We start from the raw sequence: 16,911 nt of genomic DNA, 5'->3' as shown, positions 1-16,911 counted from the left end.
CGCGGTAGGGTCGTGTGATGCCTGCCGAGCCGGTCGATGCGCCGTGGGCCGAGTCTGCCGCTCGGAGACTGGCCGACGGTGACGATGTGCGTGCGGCGTTCCTGGGTCTGTTGCGAGACGGTGCCTCGCCTGCGGTCGCCGCGGTGGCCGTGTGTGTCGCGGCCGGGTCCACGCACGAGGAGGCGGTCGATCGGCTGCAACAGTTCACGAGTCTGTGGGAGGTGATCCAGCCCGGTGAGGAGGCGCTGGGTGTCGATCTGATGATCTCGCACGGCTATTTCGAGGCGGATGTAGCGCTCGACGCCCGGCAGCAGGCGGCTCTGGTGCACCTGCAGGCGGCGCTGAGGTCGGTGCCCGGAGTCCCGAGCGGGCCCGCGATCGGTTTGGGCACACGCCTGCGAACGGGCCGCCTCGTCGAGGCGCACCGGCAACTCGAACGCCTCGGTCACGTGCGGTGGCCGGGTAACACCCGATTCTGGGCGGCGATGGGTCGCGCCGGCGAGACCCTCGGACTCGCGCCTGATCAGTCCGGCCCGCCAGCCGTCGCACCCGATCAGGCTGGGCCGCCGGCCGTCGCACCCGATCAGACCGGCCCGCCAGCCGTCGCACCCGATCAGAGCCGCCCGCCGGTGTGAGACGTCGTCGCCCGGCGGCGAGCCCGAGGCACTGGGCCGGCCCGCTGCCTGCGCCCTCTGATCGGCGCCTTCGACCAGGAGGGCGTGAACACCGCGCGAGCCGACGGCCTCCCCTGTCCGGGCCCGGTGAATCTAGTTAGGTTCGTCGATTGACACGCAGCCTTTCCGTCGCAACACTGGCTGTTATTTCAGGCAGTTGGAACGATTCCATCGGCTCGTGAACGGCCGTTGACGACAGTTGCGGAGGGGCAGTGATGCACGGGCAGAACTCGGCTCCGCCTGCCCCGCCGGCGACCGGAGGGCCGCGGGCGGGCACGTCGGCGACCTCCCCGGGACCCGCGCAACCGCTGGTCATCCGGCTGTACGAGGCGGCTGACGAGGTGTTCTGGGCGATCCGGCTGAACCTGCTCTGGCTGCTGTTCACCGTGGTCGGCGGAGTCGTGCCGAGCATCGGCCCGGCGACCGTCGCGGCGTACTCCCTGGCTCGCCGACACGCTCGCAATGAAACGTTTCGAGTATTTCCCGCGTTTCTCGCCGCCTTCCGGCAGGACATCCTGAGAGGCACGGCGCTCTTTCTGCCGTCGCTGGCGGCAAGCGCTTTCCTGCTGACCAACTACTTCTGGTTCGCGTCCATGGGATCCGCCGGCATGATCTTTCGGCTGGTCACAGCGGTAGCCCTGGCGGCGGTGGTGGTGATCACGGGCTACCTGCTCCCGATGGCCGCGCACTATCACCTCCGCACTCGCGCCTATCTGCCCACGGCGTCACTCTTCGCCCTCACCCGTCCGGCCGCGTCCGTGTTGCTGCTGTTCAGCTTCACGGCGATCGCGTACGCCGCCGTGACGTTCCCCTTCCTGCTGCCGACGATCGCCGTCGGCGGATGGATCCAGTTCAGCACCTGGCTGTGTCAGCGCTTGTTCGCCGAGAACGAGGAGCGCCTACGAGTGGAACGGAAATCATGACAACGATGAACCCACGCCGTCGTCTGCTGGCGGCTGCCCTGGCCCTCACCACCGCTCTTCCGCTCGCCGCCTGCGGTGACGACGAGTCGGCGGCCACCCTCGACACGATCACCGTGATGTCGCCGCTGTTCGGCACCGCACCGGACCCGAACGGGGAGATCCAGAAGGGCGTCGAGGCGCTGATCGGCAAGAAGCTCGACATCTCCTGGGTGCCCGACGCCGACTACCGCGACAAGGTCAACGTGACACTCGGGTCCAACAACATCCCGGACGTCATGATCCTCAACGAGAAGTCGCCCACCTTCGCCAAGACGGCCGAGGCCGGCGCTTTCTGGGATCTCACCGGCAAGCTCGACAAATACCCGAACCTCAAGCCCGCCGACCCGCAGACCGGCAAGAACGTCCAGGTCAACGGCAAGACCTACAGCATTTACCGGGTACGCCCACTGCTGCGCTCGGCGGTCTCGGTCCGCAAGGACTGGCTGGCCAAGGTCGGCCTGCCGCTGCCCGAGTCGGTGCCCGACCTGTACAACGTCGCCAAGGCGTTCACCGAGCAGGACCCGGACGGCAACGGCAGGAAGGACACGTACGGCCTGATCATCCCGAAGTGGAACCCGGTCTACGCCAGCGGTAGCCCGTACGACATCTTCGAGACCTGGTTCGGCGCGCCCAGCGCCTGGGGTGAGCGGGGCGGCAGGCTGGTGCCCGGCTTCGACACCGACGAGTTCTTCGCCGCCAACCGCGAGCTGAAGAAGTGGGTCGACGAGGGACTGGTGAACCCGGACTTCGCGACGCTTGACACGGCCAACTGGATGGACCCGTTCGTGCAGGGCAAGGGCGGGATCATCATCGACGTCAACCTGCGCGCCACCCAGCTGTTCGACCTGTTCCGGGAGAAGGACCCGAAGGACCCGGACAAGGTGGCGATGGTCGGCAACCTGAAACGGGCCGACGGCCAGAAGTTCTCCGCCCCTGGCATCGGCTACCGGGACTCGATCGCCATCTCCAAGCAGCGGATCCGCACCGAGGAGCAGCTCGACCAGGTCCTGCAGGTGCTCGACAGGCTCCAGTCCAAGGAGGGCACGACGCTGCTCACCAACGGCATCGCGGGCCGCAACTTCGAGCTCGACGGGAACTACGCGGTGCCGATCAACCAGGACGACCCGCAGATCAAGGTCATCAAGAACGACGTGGAGAAGGCCTTCATCCAGCTCGGCACGCGGGCGAGCATCGGCATGGAGACGTACCCGTGGAAGCCTTCGGACCCGGCCAAGCTCAAGCTGTACGAGAGCTTCGGCACCCTGATGACCGAGGACCTGAAGACCGCGGTGCACAACCCCGCGGCCTCGGTGCTCGCCCCGACCCAGATCCAGCAGGGTGGCACGCTCGATCCGATCGTCCCGGACGCGCGGGTCAAGTTCCTGTCCGGCACCATCACCGAGGAACAGCTCAAGGCCGAGGTCAAGCGCTGGTACGACGGTGGCGGCACCAAGATCGTCCAAGAGGTCAACGAGATGGCCAAGTAGCCCCGACCTCAACGGATTCGACGGGCCCGGTCGCCGAGGCCGGGCCCGTCCCGCGTTCGATAGGAGCCCGCCGTGGCCACCGATCTCGTCCCGGGCGTGGCGCCGGAGACACCACCGTCCACCCGGCCACCGGCAGACCCGCCGCCCGGCAAGTGGGCCACCCGCCTGGCCCGCATCGGCCGCAACCGGTGGCTCTATCTGATGCTGCTGCCGGGCCTGGCCTATTTCGCACTGTTCCGTTACTGGCCGATGTACGGCCTGAGCATCGCCTTCCAGGACTATCTCCCCTTCCTGGGCTACGAGGGCAGCCCCTGGGTCGGCCTCAAGCACTTCGAGGCGCTGTTCACCGGCCCGGACTTCGCGCGGGTCATGATCAATACGTTCCTGCTGGCACTGGTCACCCTGATCTTCGTGTTCCCGGCGCCGATCGTGGTGGCGCTGCTGCTGAACGAGTTGCGCCACAACGTCGTCAAACGCTCGGTCCAGTCACTGATCTACATCCCGTACTTCCTGTCGTGGACGATCGTGGCGTCACTGACGTACCTGCTGTTCTCGGTCGACTACGGCGTGCTTGCCGAGCTCATCCACGACTTCGTCGGCGGCCGCAAGGTCGACTACGTGGCGCAGGAGGCGTGGTTCCGGCCGATCATCGTCATTCAGCAGCTGTGGAAGCTGACCGGCTGGGGCACGATCATCTATCTGGCGGCGCTGGCCAACGTCGACACCCAGCTGTACGAGGCGGCGCAGGTCGACGGTGCCGGCCGGTGGCGCCAGTTCTGGCACATCACGCTTCCGGCGATCCGTCCGGCCATCGTGGTGATGACCATCCTCGCCTCCGGCAACCTGCTGGACACCGGCTTCGAGCAGATCTGGCTGATGACCACGTCGCTGAACCGGTCGGTCGCCGAGGTCTTCGACACCTACGTGTACCTGGTCGGCATCACCCAGGGCAGCTTCAGCTACTCCACCGCCGTCGGCCTCTTCAAGGGCGTCCTCGGCGTGATCCTGATCTTCGGCTCGAACTGGCTGGCCAAACGCCTGGGCGAGCGCGGACTGTACTGAGGAGACGCAACCGCGAATGACCATCGACGAGACAACCGGCGAGAAGATCCGCCAGGGCAACCCGGTCCGGCACTACTCCTCGGCGGGAAGCCGCCTCTTCGACATCGGGAACGCCGTGTTCCTGCTGGCGCTGGGCGCGATCACCGTCCTACCGCTGCTGTACGTGCTCGCCGGGTCGTTCGCCGGCGAGGCCGAGATCGCGTCCCGGCCGTTCTTCCTGTGGCCGGAGAAGGTCGTCACGGACACGTACGACTTCATCTTCGGCACCGACACGTTCGTCCGCGCGCTGCTCACCACCATCGCGGTGACGGCGGTCGGCACGGTCGTCCAGGTGGCGCTGACGCTGACGATGGCCTACCCGCTGTCGCGCAACCGCCTGCCCGGCCGCACGCTGGTCCTCAACCTGGTGATCTTCACGCTGGTCTTCAGCGGCGGCATGATCCCGACCTACCTGGTGGTCCGCGATCTCGGGCTGCTGGACTCGTACTGGGCGCTGATCCTGCCCCTGGCGATCAACCCGTTCTACCTGATCATCGTGAAGACGTTCTTCCAGGCCCTGCCGGACGCGCTGGAGGAGGCGGCCCGCATCGACGGCGCCAACGACCTCAACGTCTTCCTGCGCATCGTGCTGCCGCTGTCCAAGCCGATCATCGCCACGTTCTCGCTGTTCTACGCGGTCGGCATCTGGAACGACTACATGTCGCCGCTGCTGTACATCGCCGACAGCGACAAGTGGACGTTGCAGGTGCTGGTCCGCCAGCTCACCGCTCCGAACGCGGACTCGGCGAACGTGCTGGACACCCTGTCCGGAACCGCGTTCCCGGAGCAGGGCGTGAAGTTCGCGGTCGTCGTGATCGCCACCCTGCCGATCCTGTTGGTCTACCCGTTCCTGCAGAAGCACTTCGCCAAGGGCGTACTGATCGGATCGGTCAAGGAGTGACGGCCGTCCGGCAGAGCGCGGCCCCACGCCGGGTCCGTCACACCACGTCCTCGGAACCGTGAGGAACCGTTACAGTCGAGTCGCACCGCCACTCCCATCACGCCGGAGCGCACCGTGGCCAGCCCGTTCCCGATCGGGGAGATCTTCTCCGACGTCCTGACCGGGGCGGCACGCCTGCCCCGCAGGCAGGCCGGCAGCTCGCCGCAGGGCTTGACGGTCACGCTGATCGCGGACTACACGTTGCGCAACGACGCCTGGCTCCCGGCGACCGCGCTGATCGCCCTGCTCGGCGAGTTCGGGGTGACCAGCGCCGCCGCCCGGATGGCGATCAGCCGGCTCACGCGCCGCGGGGTGCTCGAGAGCCGCCGGCGCGGCCGGTACAGCTCCTACCGGCTCACCCGACAGGCCGCCGAGGAGCTGCTGGTCGGAGGGCTGGGGATCGCCGACTTCGCGGTCGAGGAGGACGCCTGGGACGGGTTCTGGACCTTCGTCACCTTCTCGATGCCCAAGGAGGAGACCACCCAGCGCAACGCCCTGCGCGTCCATCTGCGCTGGAACGGCTGCGCACCGCTGTACGACGGGGTCTGGGTCTCCCCACGGCCACTGCGGTCGCGGGATCTGGCCGACGCGGCGGGAGCGTCCTCCGGCCGGCTCACGGTGGTCCGGGCCCAGCACATCGCCCTGGACACCGACGCGGATCGCAGCCCGGTCGAGGCGTGGGACGTCGCGGCGATCGCCGAGCACTACGAGACCTTCATCCGGCGGTGGAGCGAGTTGAAGCCCGCCATCGCCGCGGGAAGGATCAGGGGAGCCGACGCGGTACGCGCCCGTACCGAGGTGATGGACACGTACCGCCGTTTTCCGTCGATCGATCCCATGCTGCCGACGAGACTCATGCCGGAGGGCTGGCCTCGCCGACGTGCCCGGGAGGTGTTCGTCGCGGTGTACGACGGACTGGCGCGCCCGGCCGAACAGTACGTCCGCACCGTGGCCGCCGACGACGAGCAGACCCATCGGCGGATCGAGGCCCACACCGTGGAGGAGATGCTGACCGGGCTCGGCCGCGTGCCCCGCTGATCATGCGGGCCACGTCGCCCCGACCGTTGCCGGGTAGAGGCCCGCTCAGTCGGCACCCGCGGGCAACGGCCGCCGCGCTTAAGATCCAACGGTGGATCCGACCGAGTTCGACGCGCTCGCCGAGCCCCTGCGCGAGAGATCCGCTGCCATGGCGGCCGAGCACGGGTTCAGCCTCATCGAGGGCCGGACCGCCACGGCGGAGGAGATCACCGCCGTGGAGCTCAGTATGGGGGTCGTTCTCCCGGACAAGTACAAGGCCTTCATGATGCGTCACGGCGGGGGCATGTTCGGTTTCCTCGACCTGTTCCCGATCGTGTCCACACCCGGCCGATACGACGACCTCGAGACCGTCAACGATGACGAGTTCCCCGACCGTGGTTTCGTCGTCGTATCCCCGGTGGGCACCGGTGACCACTGGGGCTTCCCCGTGACCGACGGACGCTGCCACGACGCGGTCTGGTTCCATTTCCACGATGACCCCGACGACGAGCTCGTCGCAGCGGATTTCCTGGAGTTCGTGGCCGAGCACGGCTTGAAGAGCTCCGCCGATCGAGCGCTGGAACGCCGGGACTGAGCCGGCAGGAGCTCCTCAGGGCGCACGCGGCCGATCGGTATCCACTGCCACCCGCCGGCCGCCGCCGTGCCGATTTGAGCCGTGACGAGAGCTGACAACTGATCATTTCCGATCACTCTGACCGTCGCACGGCCCCTGCGTGAGCGGGTGCGATCGGTTCTGGTCGTTTGGGCATTGACGTGTTTTGTTGTGAGCGGTTTACTCCCGTAACAGGATCGTCACTGATCACCTCGGGAGTCGCTGCGTGGGCGCACGGTGGAGCAAACGGTGGATGGCAGGGTGTGCCGCGGTGTCGGTGGCGCTGGCCTGGGGCCTGGTGGGGACGCCCGCGACGGCCGCCGAGGAGACGGTCGACGTGGTCGTGGACGGTGACGACGTCCGGCCGGACAACGTGCACGGCCTGCCCTACAAGGGGCTCGGGCTGATCAGCGCCAACAGCACCAGCAACCTGCTGATGGACTACAAGGCCGAGCAGCCCGCCCGCTACTGGCAGATGATCGACGTGTTGTTCGGCGGGGAGCGGCCGCTGATCAATCACGTCAAGATGGAGATGGGCTCGGACACCAACAACTCGACCGGCGCGGACGCGGCCACCATGCGTACCGCCACGGAGCTCGCCGACGCCTCCCGCTCGCCCGGCTTTCAGCTGGCCGCGGACGCCAAGACGGTCAATCCCGATCTGAAGGTGTCGATTCTGCGGTGGACGATGCCGTACTGGGTGCAGACGGCGTGGAGTGCCGGGACCGGCCGCGACGAGATGTACCGGTGGTACAAGGAGACGATCCTCGACGCGTACGAGAAGTACGGGTACATGGTCGACTACGTCAACCCGGACACCAACGAGACGAGCAGTCCGGACCTCGCGTTCATCAAGTACTACAAGAACGCCCTGGTCACGGACACCGACTTCGCCGATCCGCGGTTCGGGATCCCCGCCGCGGAGCAGGCGGCCGTCGCTGACGCGTACCACCGGATCAAGATTGTCGCCTCTGACGAGAATCAGACCAAGAACATCGGGCCGGCGCTGCTCGACGACCAGTCGCTGTTCGAGATGGTCGACGCGGTCGGGTACCACTACAACACCGACGACCGGTACGACGGCGCGCCCGGCGCCAACACCTACGAGCCGTACACGAAGCTGGCGACCGTACGTGACAAGGACGTCTGGTACAGCGAGGGCGTCGGGTCGTTCGGGTTCACCGACTACCGGGTCAACAACACCGAGGGCCCGGGTGGCGCGAGCACCGGCATCGGCGGTCTGCAGAGCGCGCTGGATCTCGCGAACCGCAGCGTGAAGGGCTACCACCGGTCGAAGCGGACGCACTACATCTTCCAGCCGGCGATCGGCTCGTTCTACGAGGGCGCCCAGTACAGCCACAAGGAGCTGCTCAGTGCCCGTGACCCGTGGTCGGGCAGCATCCACTACGACGCGGCGATCTATGTGATGCAGCATTTCACCCGGTTCGCGACGACCGGCTGGGAGAACGACACGAACACCGCCGGCATCTGGCGGACCGTGCCGCAGGCCAGCTACAGCGGCGTCAACGGCACCGAGAACATCGACGGCTCCAACGGCGCGGCCAGTTACCTGACGCTCGCCGATCCACAGCGGCGTGACTTCTCCACCATCGCCGTCAATGACAGTGACTTGATCAAGATGTACCGGATCAATGTTGACGACATGAATCTGGGTACGGATCCAGTCGTCAATGTGTGGGAGACCCGGGCCGGTCACTACATGCAGCGGACCGCGACGCTGCGGCCCGACGGCGACGGCTACTACACGTACCAGGTGCGGCCACGGTCGATCGTCACGTTCACCACGCTCGACACGACCGCCGGGGAGCCGCTGCCGGAGACGTCGCCGCGGACGGTCCTGGACACCGACGCGACCGGCCGGAACCACGACACCGACGACACCGTTCTGTACGCCGACGACTTCGCCTATGCCGAGGAGGGTGACGTCAGGGTCGGTGACAGGACCCTGCCCTACCTGGCCTCGCGGGGCGGCGAGCCGCGTTACCTGGTCGACCAGACCGGCGCGTGGCAGGTCGACGACGGCGTCCTGTACCAGCTGATGGACCAGTCGATGAAGGACACCGCCGCCTGGAACCGCACGACGCCCAACACGCTCGTCGGTGACTTCCGCTGGCACAACTACCGGGCGAGTGTCGACGTGTCGTTCCCGGACGCCGCCGGTGGATCGGCCGGGCTCGGGGTGCGCCAGCAGACCGGCATGACCGCCGACAGCGCCGCCTACCAGATCCGCATCAACCGCGCCGGAGCCTGGACGTTCGCCAAGCGTGGCACCACGATCGCGACCGGCACCCGTGCCGCCGCCGGCGGCTACCGTCTCGCCGTCGAGGCCAAGGGCGCCACCATCACCGCGTTCGTCGACGGCACGGCGGTCCACAGCTACGTCGACCCCTCCCCCGAACCGGCCGGGCGGGTCAACCTGTCGAGCGACTTCTACCGGACCGGGTTCGACGATCTCAGAATCGAGAAGATCAAGGGCTTTGCGCCGTACGCCGTGACGCTCGTCGACAACATGGACGGCACCGTCGGCTACACGGGGACGTGGAGTCACAAGGCGGCGGCCGGTGACGCGATGGACTGGCACCGGACGACGTCCACGAGTGCCACCGCCGGGTCGACGTTCACGGTCGGGTTCACCGGCACCGGCCTCGACCTGATCGGCGGCAACAACGGGACCGCCACCCTGGACGTCGACGTCGACGGGGTACCGCTCGCCGCCGGCGCCGTCACCCGCAGCACCGGTAAGCGCCAGGCCGCGTACACCCTGAGGGGTCTCGCCGACGGACCGCACACGGCGACCTTCACGCTGCGGTCGGGGACGCTGGTGCTCGATGCCTTCACCGCGATCTCCGGTGACGTGGACGGCAGCGTCGACACCGCGCCGATCCGGCAGGCGCTGGCCGCGGCCGGAACGCCGGTGGAGAGCGACTGGTCGCCGCCGACGTGGGCGGTGTTCGCCGCGACCCGTGCCCAGGCGACGGCGGCCCTGCCCGGGCTGCCCGGGCTGGACACCATCGGTGTGGAGCAGATCGCGGCGCGACTCACCGCGGCCGTCGGCGACCTGCGGCCCGCCGACGTCACCGACGTCAAACGCGACCTGGGTCTCGCCGGGGCCGCCCTGACCAGCGGAGACCTCCCGAACACGGTCGTCATCGACGGCCAGGCACACCGGGTCACCTGGACCGCGGCGAGCCGGGCCACGGCTCGGGCCGCCTACACGACGGTGACCGTCGAGGGCTGGACCGACGACGCCTACGTCGACGGCAGGAAGCAGGCTTTCACGGTCCGTTACGAGGTCGTGCCGCCGTCGCTGGTCTACTACATCGACGCGGGACTGACCGCCGGGCAGACGTCGCCGCAGTACCAGGCGGTGTCCGGCCTCGTGGTGAACAGGACGGCCGATCAGGTCTCGGCCGCCGCCGACCAGTGGGGTCATGTCAACGACGGGATCACGGTCAAGAGCGGTACCGACCCGGCGGACAAGTTCTCCACCGGCAACTGGGCGGGCGGCAACAAGACGATCCGCTACCGGCTGCCGCTCGAACCCGGCAGGTACGTGCTGACCGCCGGGTTCACCGAGTGGTGGGCACAGACCCGGCCGATGTCGCAGACCGTGACGGTCGACGGCGCCACGGTCACCGGGACGCCGGTCAGTCTGAGCTCCACCACCCCGCGCGCCACCGGGACGGTGCCGTTCACGGTCACCACGCCGACCGTGGTCACCTACACGGTCGCGAAGACCGGCTCACAGGACCCGGTGATCAGCTGGCTGGCCGTCCACCGGATCACGCCCGACGCTCCGGTGCGGGTCACGGCCGTCGCCGGGGACGCGAGCGCGCGGGTGACGTGGGCGGCGCCGGGCTCCGACGGCGGCTCGCCGATCACCCGGTACACGGTGACCGCCTCACCGGGAGACGCCACGTGCACGGCCACGGACGTGAGCGGATGCCTCGTGCCGGGGCTCGACAACGGTACGGCGTACACCTTCACTGTCGTCGCCCACAACGCCGCCGGCACCTCGCCGGCCTCCGCGCCGTCCGCACCGGTCACGCCGTTCTGGCTGCCCAGGAGCGTCGCCGTCACCGGGCCGGCTGAGGTGACGCTCGGCCGGCAGGTCACGCTGGCGGCCGTGATCTCGCCGGCCCCGGCCGACCAGAGGGTGACCTGGCAGTCATCGGATCCGTCGGTCGCCGCGGTCTCCGCCGGCGGTGTCGTGACCGGGACCGCCCACGGTTCGGTGGTCATCACGGCGACGTCGGTCGCGGCCCCGCAGATCACCACGGCGCACCGGGTCACCGTGGTCGCGCCGGCCTGGTCGGCGACCACGGTCTACCCCACCGGCAGCCTGGTCCGCTACGACGGGCGCGACTACCAGGCACAGTGGTGGACCCTGGGGCAGAAGCCCGGCTCCTCCCCCTGGGGCGCATGGGCCGAAGTCGGTGCTCCGGTCACCTGCGGCGACGCCACTCACCCGGCCTGGACCCCGTCGTGGATCTACACGGGCGGCGAGATCGTGCACCACGACGGCCGCGTGTGGGAGGCGAAGTGGTGGACCCGTAACCAGGAGCCGGGCGACCCGCACGGTCCGTGGCGCGACCGCGGCGGCTGTTGAGCACTATTCACCGGTAAGCGGGTCGATCGACGGACGTCGGTTCCGCGGGCCTCGCGCGGCGGGTGTGCCACCACGGTGGCGCACCCGCCGTGTGCAAGGTGAGCAACGCCACCGCGGGGAGCCCCTTCACCGCCGCTTCACGGGGGACCCACCAGGATCGCGCGGTGCGTTACGCGAGGATTGTTCATTCGATGACGGCGGTGGGTGCGGTCGTGGTGCTGGCCGCCTGCTCGGCGACGCCCGGCCCGGTGACGGCCCCGTCACCCGCGGTGTCCTCCGGGGCGCCGGTGGGCTCGGCTGCGCCGCCCGGGCCGGATCCCGCCGTCGAGCTGGCCGCGCGGCGCGCACGGTATGGCATCCCCGACTTCGCCGCGGCCCCGCCGCCGCAGCCGATCACCCTGCCCGAGGGTGACTCGGTGGAATACCTGCACCGGATCCCGACGGACCAGAAGGTGGCGTTCCTGACCATCGACGACGGCTACCTCAAACTGCCGGAGGGTCAGGAGCTGGTCGCTGCGGCGGGGGTGCCGGTGACGCTGTTTCTGACCACGGACGCCGTACGTGACGATCCCGGCTACTTCCGGCCGATGATCGACGCGGGCGCGGTCGTCGAGGCGCACACGATCACCCATGCGGGGCTGCGCGGGCGGTCCTACGAATTCCAGAAGCGGGAGATCTGCGGGTCGGCAGACGAGTTGCAGAAGTGGTTCGTACGCCGGCCGACGCTGTTTCGTCCGCCGTTCGGTGAGAAGGACGCCACCACGTTGCGGGCGGCGAGGGATTGCGGGATGACGGCGGCTTTCATGTGGACCGAGACGGTGCACAAGGGCAAGGTGCGCTATCAGGAGGGCAAGCCGGTCAAGCCGGGCGACATCATCCTGATGCATTTCCGGGAGGCGTTCCGTGACGATTTCGTCGGCGCGTTGAAGGCCATTCACCGGGCGGGCCTGACCCCGGCGCTGCTGGAGGACTACATGCCGGCGCGCGCCCAGGCGCCGCAGCCGGGCTACAGCGGCGCGGCGCCGGGTTCCGCCGCCCCCGGCGCCCCCGCCGCCCCCGGTGTCGCCGCTGCCCCCGGTGCCCCCGGTGCCGCCGCTGCCCCCGGTGTCGCCGGTCAGCGGCCGTAGCGGTAGAGCACACGGGACGACCGGGCAGGGGCTCTACGATGGGTTGGTGCTTCCGGACGACAGCGCGGACGAGCGTGCCCGCCACCTGACCGAGCGCGAGCGGGAGCTCGAGGCCCGCGAGCGGCAGCTCGACGCCCGCGAGCATCAGCTCGTCCACCTCGCCGACGAGCTGACCGCGGTGCGGGAGTCCCTGGAGGAGCGGGCGCGGCGGTTCGCCGCGCGTGAGTTCGCCGCGGAGCAGCGCGACCACGTCGCTGACGAGCGCGAGACGATCGCGGATGCCCGGGAAGCCCACGCCACGGCGCGAGAGAACGACCTCGACGAGCGCCGTACACGCCGCCGGGACGGGACCGACGAGTCCCCCGATCCGATGCGGCAGGTGCAGGGGTCGTTCGCGCGTGAGGTGTCACGGCTCGATCGCAGTGACGCGTTCCTGGGGCGTTCCCGGGCCGCGGTCGAGCGGGCGCAGGCCCGTCTGGACGAGTTGCGCGCCGGGCGCGAGTCGCACGCCGGGTCCGATGTGGTGACGCCGGAGGAGTGAGCGTCGAGCCCGTTCGGGTATGTGAACCGACGTTGGGGCCTTGTCCAGAAGCGATCACTCAGGCAACAGCTCTACGGTTGATATTTGCCGTCCGAACGGCTGGTTTCAGCCTGGTGCTCGCCGGGGGAAGAGAGGGGCACGGCAGGGGGTGGTCACGCTCCCATGGACGCTCGCCCGTCCTGCCGGGCCAGGATCCGACCGCAAGGAGCACTCCCGATGACCGTCATGGCCGCCCCCGCCTCCGCCGACGCTGCGACGAGCACCGACCGGGCCAGCGAGCTGATCACCGCGATGGCGGCTCTGCCGACCGGTCATCCGTCCCGGCCGGGCCTGCGTGACCGGGTCATCGAGGCCTGGCTGCCGCTGGCGCGGCACCTGTCGAGCCGGTACGCCAACCGGGGCGAGCCCCGTGACGACCTCTACCAGGTCGCGGTCATCGGCCTGATCAAGGCGATCGACCGGTTCGACGCCGATCGGGGCATCGACTTCGCCGGGTTCGCGATCCCGACGATCGTCGGCGAGCTCAAGCGGCATTTCCGGGACAAGACCTGGTCGGTACGCGTACCGCGCCGTCTGCAGGAGCTGCGGCTGGCCATCACCGGCGCCAACAGCACGCTGAGCCACCGTCTCGGGCGCTCCCCCACCGTCGCTGACATCGCCGACCACCTGGGCATCAGCGAGGACGAGGTGATCGAGGGCCTGGAAGGCGCCCGTGCCTACAACTCGACCAGCCTGTCCACGCCGATCAGTGAGGGCGGCACCGAGCTCGGCGAGACCCTCGGCAGCGAGGACACCGGCTTCGAGTCCGCGGAGCTGCGTGCCGCCCTCGGCCCCGCCATGGCCGGCCTCGACGAACGCGAGCAGAAGATCGTGAGCCTGCGCTTCTACGGCAACCTCACCCAGCAGCAGATCGCCGAGCAGATCGGCGTCTCGCAGATGCACGTGTCCCGGTTGCTCGCCCGCGCCCTCACCAAGCTGCGCAAGCAGCTGGGCACCGCCGACCTCTGACGTGTGCCGGGCCGCGCTTGACGCCGGCTCGCCCCTACGTTGTGTCACCAGGCGACGAGCCGGGTAGCTCTACGGCATGACCTCCCATGACGAGAGCTCCCCACGGAAACGGACGGCCGCGGCCCTGCACAGCACCGCGGAGCAGCTGGAAGTGGCGGAAGCCATCCTGCACCACAGCGCCGACGAGTCACCGGATCCGGCGACTCGTCGGCGTCTACACGCGCTGGGCGACGAGGTGACGGCGCAGGCGAAGATGATCGACGCGCGCGCCGACCCGCTCACCCGGCCACACGCCGACCGCCGATCCTGATCACCCCCGAGGCGACGGCGGGCCCGCGATGCGTTGCGGCCCCGCCGTCGCCGGGCACCCGTGGCGATCGGCGCCGCCGGAGGGCGTCCCGGTGCGGTCCGGGTGCGGTGCGGCCGTCAACCGCGACGCCGGCGGGCCAACCGGCGGACCAGGGTGTACGCCAGTCCGGCGCCCACCACCCACGGGGCGACCACGATGACCGGGTCGATCGGGTGATGCACCACGTCGGCCCGATTGTGGCCCAACCTCGAGGAGAGCCCGCGCCTGGTCAGTTCGGCCCGCACCCCCGTCTCGGCGACCAGATTGTCCGGCCGGCGGCTCACGAACGAGCGCAACGTGCTCTCCAGCTCGTCGACGCGGTCGGCGCCGAGCAGCAGCAGCCAATGCGCGGCGCGGGCCTCGCTGTACCTGGCGTACGCGTGGCGGCGAATCCGGCCCGACAGACCGCGGGGCGGGCACGCCGTACCGAAGACCGGGGTGAGGAATCTGTGCTCGATGGAACGTTCCCGTGGCCACTTCTCCGGCTGCCGCTCGGGAAACTCCCAGTGGGCGCCGCTGAAGTCCGGGTCGACGCGTTCCTGCGGCACCGCCGGGCGGTCCTTCGGGTCGAGATCGACACCCCAGCCGGGGATGCGGGCGCGCAGCTCGTCGCTGGACTCCGCCGGCTTCGGCTTGTCCGATGTGTAGGCCATGGCCGTCTCCCTCACGCCGCGTTCGGGACGATGATCGGTTTGATGCACTCGTCGAGCTTCGCCGAGAAGATGTGGTAGCCCTCGGCGATGTGCTCGAGCGGGATCCGGTGCGTCACGAGCTCACTGGGTTTGAGGTAACCGGCACGCACGTGCTCGAACAGCCGAGGCCACTGGCGTTTGACCGGGCACTGGTTCATCCGCAGCGTCAAGCCCTTGTTCACGGCGTCGCCGAACTTGACCGCGCTGAACATCGGCCCGTAGGCGCCCATCACCGAGACGGTGCCGCCCTTGCGTACCGAGTCGATCGCCCAGTTCAGCGCCACCGGCGAGCCGCCCTGCAGCTTCAGCTTCGCCGACGTGACGTGCTGGGTCAGGTTGCCGTCCGCCTCGGCGCCGACCGCGTCGATGGCCACGTCCGCACCCAGATGGTCGGTGATCCTCTTCATGTGCACGACGATGTCGTCGTACTCGGTGAAGTTGTAGGTCTCGGCGTGCGCGAACTCTTCCGCCTTGTCCAACCGGTACTGCAGATGGTCGATGACGATCACCCGGCCGGCGCCCATCAGCCAGGCGGACTTCGCGGCGTAGAGACCCACCGGGCCGGCGCCGAAGACCACCACGACATCACCCTCGCTGATGTCGCCGAGCTGGGCACCGAAGTAGCCGGTGGCGACCGCGTCGGTGAGCAGCACGGCGTCGTCCTCGTCCATCCACTCGGGGATGAGGCTGGGACCGACGTCGGCGAACGGCACCCGCACGTACTCGGCCTGGCCGCCGTCGTACCCACCGGCGGTGTGCGAGTAGCCGTAGATGCCGCCGACCGCTGTCGCGTTCGGGTTCACGTTGTGGCAGTTGGCGTACATGCCGCGGCTGCAGAAGAAGCAGGTGCCGCAGAAGATGTTGAACGGCACCATCACCCGGTCGCCGACCGCGAGCCGCTGCACCGACGGCCCGACCTCGTCGACCACACCGACGAACTCGTGGCCGAACGTCATGCCGACCCGGGTGTCCGGCATCATGCCGTGGTAGAGGTGCAGATCCGAGCCGCAGATGGCCGCGCGGGTCACCCGTACGATCGCATCGTTGGGGTGTTCGATCGTGGGACGGTCCTTCTCCTCGACACGCACCCGGTACGGGCCTCGATAGACCATTGCCTGCACGGAAGCCTCCGGAGAACACGCCGACGGGATGGGCAAGCGACTGGCTACCCGCCGTCTCTCCCGGCAAACCGGATGACACTGCTGCCCTGCGGTCTTCCGGGGACCACAGGGCAGCGAGCCGATCACCGGCGCTTGGCGCTCGTCTTCTTCGTGCCGGCGGTCTCCAGCGCGATCAGCTTCTTGACCAGGTCGGGCTTCTTCAGCTCCGCCGTGCCCTTCACGCCGTGACCGGCCAACGCACGCCGCAACTCGCCGACCTTCATCTCAGCGATCGCGGTCTCACCCACCTCAGGCGTATTGGGAGTGTCATTACCGCTCGTCGGGTTCTTCGATGCGGACGTCGCCTTCTTCGCACCGGAACGCTTCCTGCTGCCGGCAGTCTCCAACGCGATCAGCTTCTTGACCAGCTCCGGCTTCTTCAACTCCGCCGTGCCCGTCACCCCACGACCGGCCAACGCACGCCGCAACTCGCCGACCTTCATCTCAGCGATCGCGGTCTCACCCACCTCAGGCGTATTGGGAGTGTCATTACCGCTCGTCGGGTTCTTGGCGTTCTTGGTCGCGGCCACGCGGGTCCACCTCTCATCCATCGTTGCTTTCAGCTATGTCTCTGCCTTACCCAGAGCCGGCGCAGCCACGCCATTCCACT

15 protein-coding genes are annotated in these 16,911 nt (G+C 68.9%); 12 read left to right on the top strand and 3 right to left on the bottom strand.

Annotated features, from left to right (window positions below; translation table 11 throughout):
- Positions 1–17 precede the first annotated feature (17 nt).
- The 12 genes from ACQPZW_RS20545 to ACQPZW_RS20490 all read left to right on the top strand — a co-directional run bounded on the left by ACQPZW_RS20545 (position 18) and on the right by ACQPZW_RS20490 (position 14,410).
- A complete protein-coding gene (locus ACQPZW_RS20545; protein ID WP_433796524.1) occupies positions 18–635 on the top strand; it encodes a hypothetical protein in 618 nt (205 codons plus the stop codon).
- 380 nt (positions 636–1,015) lie between these two features.
- On the top strand, positions 1,016–1,597 hold the full coding sequence (locus tag ACQPZW_RS20540) for a YesL family protein (protein ID WP_433796523.1): 582 nt from the start codon (positions 1,016–1,018) through the stop codon (positions 1,595–1,597).
- Positions 1,598–1,602: 5 nt separating this feature from the next.
- Positions 1,603–3,123, top strand: a complete 1,521-nt coding sequence (locus ACQPZW_RS20535) for an extracellular solute-binding protein (protein WP_433796522.1) — start codon at positions 1,603–1,605, stop codon at positions 3,121–3,123.
- 72 nt (positions 3,124–3,195) lie between these two features.
- The gene (locus ACQPZW_RS20530) at positions 3,196–4,185 is read left to right on the top strand and encodes an ABC transporter permease (protein WP_433796521.1); all 990 of its coding nucleotides are present in this window, start codon (positions 3,196–3,198) and stop codon (positions 4,183–4,185) included.
- A 16-nt stretch (positions 4,186–4,201) separates the two neighbouring features.
- Positions 4,202–5,125 carry a carbohydrate ABC transporter permease gene (locus ACQPZW_RS20525; protein WP_433796520.1) on the top strand — a complete coding sequence of 308 codons (924 nt, stop codon included), beginning with the start codon at positions 4,202–4,204 and terminating at the stop codon, positions 5,123–5,125.
- A 114-nt stretch (positions 5,126–5,239) separates the two neighbouring features.
- Entirely contained in the window at positions 5,240–6,202 is a 963-nt protein-coding gene (locus ACQPZW_RS20520; RefSeq protein ID WP_433796519.1) for a PaaX family transcriptional regulator, read from the top strand.
- A gap of 91 nt (positions 6,203–6,293) precedes the next feature.
- Complete coding sequence (locus ACQPZW_RS20515; protein ID WP_433796518.1) at positions 6,294–6,776, top strand: SMI1/KNR4 family protein; 483 nt, start codon at positions 6,294–6,296, stop codon at positions 6,774–6,776.
- A 289-nt stretch (positions 6,777–7,065) separates the two neighbouring features.
- A complete protein-coding gene (locus tag ACQPZW_RS20510; RefSeq protein ID WP_433796517.1) occupies positions 7,066–11,424 on the top strand; it encodes a fibronectin type III domain-containing protein in 4,359 nt (1,452 codons plus the stop codon).
- A 191-nt stretch (positions 11,425–11,615) separates the two neighbouring features.
- Entirely contained in the window at positions 11,616–12,551 is a 936-nt protein-coding gene (locus tag ACQPZW_RS20505; RefSeq protein WP_433796516.1) for a polysaccharide deacetylase family protein, read from the top strand.
- A gap of 46 nt (positions 12,552–12,597) precedes the next feature.
- Positions 12,598–13,092, top strand: coding sequence for a hypothetical protein (locus ACQPZW_RS20500; protein ID WP_433796515.1), 495 nt, complete (start codon positions 12,598–12,600; stop codon positions 13,090–13,092).
- Positions 13,093–13,308: 216 nt separating this feature from the next.
- Entirely contained in the window at positions 13,309–14,100 is a 792-nt protein-coding gene (locus ACQPZW_RS20495; RefSeq protein ID WP_433796514.1) for an RNA polymerase sigma factor SigF, read from the top strand.
- A 76-nt stretch (positions 14,101–14,176) separates the two neighbouring features.
- A complete protein-coding gene (locus ACQPZW_RS20490) occupies positions 14,177–14,410 on the top strand; it encodes a hypothetical protein (RefSeq protein ID WP_433796513.1) in 234 nt (77 codons plus the stop codon).
- Between the two features lie 116 nt (positions 14,411–14,526).
- Here the strand turns inward: ACQPZW_RS20490 and ACQPZW_RS20485 are convergent, their stop codons facing one another.
- The 3 genes from ACQPZW_RS20485 to ACQPZW_RS20475 all read right to left on the bottom strand — a co-directional run bounded on the left by ACQPZW_RS20485 (position 14,527) and on the right by ACQPZW_RS20475 (position 16,831).
- Entirely contained in the window at positions 14,527–15,102 is a 576-nt protein-coding gene (locus tag ACQPZW_RS20485) for a hypothetical protein (protein ID WP_433796512.1), read from the bottom strand.
- An 11-nt stretch (positions 15,103–15,113) separates the two neighbouring features.
- Positions 15,114–16,253, bottom strand: a complete 1,140-nt coding sequence (locus ACQPZW_RS20480; protein WP_433796511.1) for a zinc-dependent alcohol dehydrogenase — start codon at positions 16,251–16,253, stop codon at positions 15,114–15,116.
- 131 nt (positions 16,254–16,384) lie between these two features.
- Positions 16,385–16,831: a hypothetical protein gene (locus tag ACQPZW_RS20475; RefSeq protein WP_433796510.1), complete on the bottom strand. Its 447-nt coding sequence runs from the start codon at positions 16,829–16,831 to the stop codon at positions 16,385–16,387.
- Between the last annotated feature and the right edge of the window lie 80 nt (positions 16,832–16,911).

The organism is Actinoplanes sp. CA-252034 (assembly GCF_050956125.1).
GTDB lineage: Bacteria > Actinomycetota > Actinomycetes > Mycobacteriales > Micromonosporaceae > Actinoplanes.
The sequence above is the reverse complement of the archived record's forward strand: the minus strand, read 5'-3'. Positions and strand labels throughout refer to the sequence as shown.